The following is a 4291-nucleotide window of genomic DNA, read 5'->3' on the forward strand; positions in this document are numbered from 1 at the left end:
GGAGATTATACGGGTTCGCCTCGTTCTTTAAAGATTGTAAGCGTTCGTAAATTTGGATCGGGTTGCTCTTCTAACTCATTATTGAGCAGCGAGCGAACATAACTCGGTGGTTCCTCCGTTAGTTCAATTTCGTTGTAAATTTGCCGATAGCCGTCTAATTCGCCATTTAACTCCCGACGAACGCTTGGGGTAAGCTCTTCAAAAATTGCCTCCTCAACTTCTAGGATAAATTCTCTCCAATATCTAAAAACCCGACTTGGTAAATCACCTTTGCCATATCCACGGCAGCAGACCAAACAATGCCAAGGACTTACATAACTCAGTAAATTTCTAAAGTGTGTTGCTTTGCGGCCTTTAATGCTTCGCAAGTAGCGGACTGCAAAAGCAGACAAGATAGAGCAACCATAGCTTTCCTCAACAGGGTAGTAAGTTGCACACTTCCAAGGCAATTGTTGGAACGTGTTCCAATTTGAGTAAAGACAGTACAAAGGAATACGTGCAGGCGGCTTTTGTAATGCGTTCTGGATAAGAGTGTCACATTGAAACGGTGAATATTTATCTTTCTGGTAATGAAGATGTTTGAAAGAGTTTGTTTTCATATCTATGACTTTAGCTTGTACTCTAAAACCAATCCATTTTCTGCTAGAGCCTGTGAACCACCACTCCCAATCAGCACCGTTTAAACCTTCTTCAGGTTTGCTGAATGTTCGGCTATAAACCTCTGATGTGTGTCGGATTTTTAACTCAAGAATATTTAAATCTGTTAAAGTTTATTCTCCAATTTGACAATCTACAGAACGTCCTCTTGCAAGAGTATCCCATGTCCATAAAGCACGGCTTCTGAAGGTATCACAAAGAGTTGGGTGCATTGGAAATAAAAACCAGGAATAACAAATAGCTATAAGAGCAGGATTTCGATCTTAGCCTACAAGAATACTGGATCGGTTGAATCGATCGTACTACTAACAGGTTAGAAGCCAGCTATATTAGGCTGCTGGCAAACTACGAGTTCTTGCTTAGACAACTGCGCCTCTGTTAGTTTTCTTACAGCGCAGCGAACCTACGCTCCCTGTTGGGCCAACCATGCGTCTAAATCAGACAGATTAGAGAAATCCAGTAATGCCTCTGCCAATGATTCCAGTTGGGTAATGGATAGGGGATCAATTTGTACTCTGACTGACTCAGGCACTTCTCCCACTCGTCGAGTAAGTTGGCGCAAGATCAACAATTTCGCCTCATCTTCTCTAGCCTCCTGATACACCCGTGTTTGCTGTAAGCTAATTCCCAACATCGCTTCTACCTCCGCTCGGCTCAACTGAGTAAACTTATACACCATAATTGTCGTTACCATCTCTAGGATGGCACGACTTGTTTCTGATGGTAATTCCTGTTGCGATCGCGCCAACAAATTTCGAGCTTCTATCGCTGCTTGATTTTCTTGAAGCGTTATTGGTTGAATCAATTATACTACTAATAGGCGATACGCAAGTAAGCGATTTTACTCCAAGATGTAGAGTCAATTCATGAATTGACTCTACATTTGTAGTGAATGAGGCGATAAAATGCGTAAGTCCTACTTAACTTGAGTGTGGGCGGACGTAAACAAGCGGAAATAAAGGGATTGGAAAAACTCCTTAATCGGAAAGGCAATATAACTAATGGGATTAATGGTAACAATAATGTTCCGGAAATCCCGCTTTGCTAAAGCGACGATCGCCCAAGAGACCCATCGGGCAGACATGACACCATAGGGATTTAGCTGGCTCTTAAATGGCCCCAGTATCAATTTGCGGATAATGCAGGGAGCATCGAGGCGACGCAGAGTAATCAAGTCTCCCAGTGTTCTTTTTGACAATTCGTACAAAGGACTTAAAGCCGGATTCACTTCTGCTTCGGAGGTATTAATCCAGAGTTCTTTGATAGCTTTGTGGTCGGATTCTGTGACAGTACTGAGAAATAATTCAGCTAATTTCAGTGCGGAAAAAGTGTTGATTTCATAAGACTTTTGGATGGCTTCAGGAGAGCGATCTCCGTACACATTTACACCGTGGTTAACAATCAAAATATCAACGCTTTTCAGACGGGTCATCAAGTCTGCCTCAGCCCCTAACTGCCACTGCAAAACTTCAATTCCCGGCTTAAATTGTGCATCTTTGCTAGTAGTTAACGCGACTATTTTAGCTCCCTGAAGCGACAATTCCTCCATCAACGCCTGTCCCAGAGTGCCGGAGGCTCCGGTAATTGCTACCACTTTTCCTTTGAGAGATAAACTCGTTCCCAATACCTTGTCTACTACGGTAAAGTAACCGCAAAAGTAGGCATTGCCTTGATCGAAATGGTGTCGCCAATGATAAGTACGATTCACCGTCCATCGCGACGGAATTTCCACCAAATCCCCAGGTTTATGGGTTAAATCGGTTTGGAGGAGCAGCCCTTGGGAACGAGCGATCGCAGGAATCAGGAACATCAGAGAATAGAGACAGCCGAGCCACATTCCATAGTTCTGAGCCAGTCCTGCGACTAGAGCAGTTGACCCCACCATAACTAGGGCTTCGGGCACATCGTTGTACCACTGGGCTTTCTTGTACATTTCTAAGCTCGTCATGCTCAAATCGCGACGATAAGCTTTGTGGTGCAGGGTATGGTAGCTCTGTAACGGTTTCCAATAATGTCCCGCGAGGTGGTAGACATCCCGCACCAGTTCCGCAAAGATGACAGAGACGAGTCCCAGGAGTAATTGGATGAATATTTGACTGTATACCAGTTGGAAGTCCATATAGCAGTTTGAAGCCTAGCCAGTTTACGATCGTATTTCCATAAATTATCGCTAAATGTAACGTAATGTATAGCAAGTAGTGGTTTATCTCTATAAGTTGCGAATCTAGAAAGCGATCGCCGATGGTCAGCGAGAAACTAACCCTACATGACGAAACAGAGACAGATAAGCCATAAATGCACGCAGCTACTTTGGAGCATTTTGCTCGTGCTGGCAATTTGGAATTTGCCGCAATGCGCTCTGGCAGATGTCAGCCAACAGGACATTAATGCGATAATTCGCACGCGGGAGATGGCTGTGCAAGCTCTCAATTCTCGCGATTTTTCCAAAATTGAGCCTTACTTACATCCAAATTTCACGATTACAACGGTCGATAACCGCGTTTTCCATAAGGTGCAGGATTTTGAGAAGTACTGGAATCAGCAGTTTTCCAGTTCGATCGCAAAGATCGCAATGGAAGTTAAGGTGGACGATCCCAGAAGGTTCCTTTCCCCGGAGACGGCGATTTCTTACGGAGATGCGATCGCCACTTTTTCTTTCCGGGATGGCAATCAGGCTACGATGGCGATGCGGTGGACAGCAGTCCTGCAAAAGTTTCAGGAAAAATGGACGATCCAATCGCTGCATTTTTCTGCCAACTTACTGGATAATCCGGTACTGAACGGTACACAGCGCATAGGTCGCGTTATGGCGATCGCCGCAGGGGTAGGCGGCTTCCTGTTGGGGTTAATTGCAATGCTGCTGTGGCGTCGCTGGCGCAAACAACCAACGGAAAGAGATAGCCAGTAAAGTGGGAATAAGTAACTATCGGTCAAGTAATGATATTAGCGTCGATCGCGATCGTCGTTTCAAAGCAACTCTGGTAGTTTTACTTGTCTGGGGTATGGTGAGTTTGCTGCACTGGCGATCGGATTTGCAGTGGCTAATTGTAGGATTAACAGCACTCCTGTCCGTTCAAACGGTACGGATGCTGATGGCAAAACCGATTTCTGTGGCAAGCGAGGATATTGCTTATTTGCCCACCGTGTCGATTTTGGTTCCCGCGAAGAATGAAAGTGCAGTTTTAGCCGATTTAGTTCATAGCTTATTCCAATTGAATTATCCAAGCGATCGCCTAGATATTTGGATTATTGATGATGGCAGTACCGATGCAACCCCCCAGATTTTAAGCAAATTACAAACTCAATTTCCCACATTACAGGTGCATCGACGCGCATCGAAAGGCGGTAAAGCAGGGGCGCTAAATGCCGTTTTTGCCTCTACCCAAGGAGAGATTGTGCTAATTTGCGATGCCGATGCTCTGGTTCCTGCGAATTTCTTGGGGGAAATTGTACCCTTATTTCAGGATAGGGCGATCGGTGCGGTGCAAGTACGAAAAAGTATTTCTAATGCTGATACGAATTTCTTAACTCGCTGTCAGCAAATGGAAATGAGTTGTGATTGTTTTCTACAAATTCATCGCATTGCCGTTGCCGGAATGTCTGAGCTACGGGGTAATGGAATGTTAGTGCGTCG

The 4291-nt window shown here is 44.8% G+C and carries 5 protein-coding genes; 2 read left to right on the top strand and 3 right to left on the bottom strand.

What is annotated here, in order from left to right:
- Window positions 1–5 precede the first annotated feature (5 nt).
- From H6S82_RS20965 to H6S82_RS20975, 3 genes are all read right to left on the bottom strand, one after another.
- Entirely contained in the window at window positions 6–752 is a 747-nt protein-coding gene (locus H6S82_RS20965; RefSeq protein WP_347339522.1) for a DUF6615 family protein, read from the bottom strand.
- A gap of 308 nt (window positions 753–1060) precedes the next feature.
- The gene (locus H6S82_RS20970) at window positions 1061–1462 is read right to left on the bottom strand and encodes a DUF4351 domain-containing protein (RefSeq protein ID WP_242057049.1); all 402 of its coding nucleotides are present in this window, start codon (window positions 1460–1462) and stop codon (window positions 1061–1063) included.
- A gap of 111 nt (window positions 1463–1573) precedes the next feature.
- A complete protein-coding gene (locus tag H6S82_RS20975; protein ID WP_190467107.1) occupies window positions 1574–2776 on the bottom strand; it encodes a bifunctional sterol desaturase/short chain dehydrogenase in 1203 nt (400 codons plus the stop codon).
- Between the two features lie 147 nt (window positions 2777–2923).
- Between H6S82_RS20975 and H6S82_RS20980 the strand changes: the two genes are divergently transcribed.
- Together H6S82_RS20980 and H6S82_RS20985 are read left to right on the top strand one after the other, a co-directional pair.
- Window positions 2924–3565 carry a nuclear transport factor 2 family protein gene (locus tag H6S82_RS20980; RefSeq protein ID WP_190467103.1) on the top strand — a complete coding sequence of 214 codons (642 nt, stop codon included), beginning with the start codon at window positions 2924–2926 and terminating at the stop codon, window positions 3563–3565.
- A 1-nt stretch (window position 3566) separates the two neighbouring features.
- Window positions 3567–4291: glycosyltransferase family 2 protein (locus tag H6S82_RS20985; RefSeq protein ID WP_347339521.1), on the top strand; the 725-nt coding region annotated here is incomplete at its 3' end.

Source organism: Planktothrix sp. FACHB-1355, from assembly GCF_014748295.1.
In the GTDB taxonomy this organism is placed as follows: Bacteria; Cyanobacteriota; Cyanobacteriia; order Cyanobacteriales; family Aerosakkonemataceae; genus Aerosakkonema; species Aerosakkonema funiforme_A.

Coding starts and splice junctions, on each gene's coding strand:
- H6S82_RS20980 (WP_190467103.1), top strand. CDS start 2,924: ATGACGAAACAGAGACAGATAAGCCATAAATGCACGCAGCTACTTTGG.
- H6S82_RS20975 (WP_190467107.1), bottom strand. CDS start 2,776: ATGGACTTCCAACTGGTATACAGTCAAATATTCATCCAATTACTCCTG.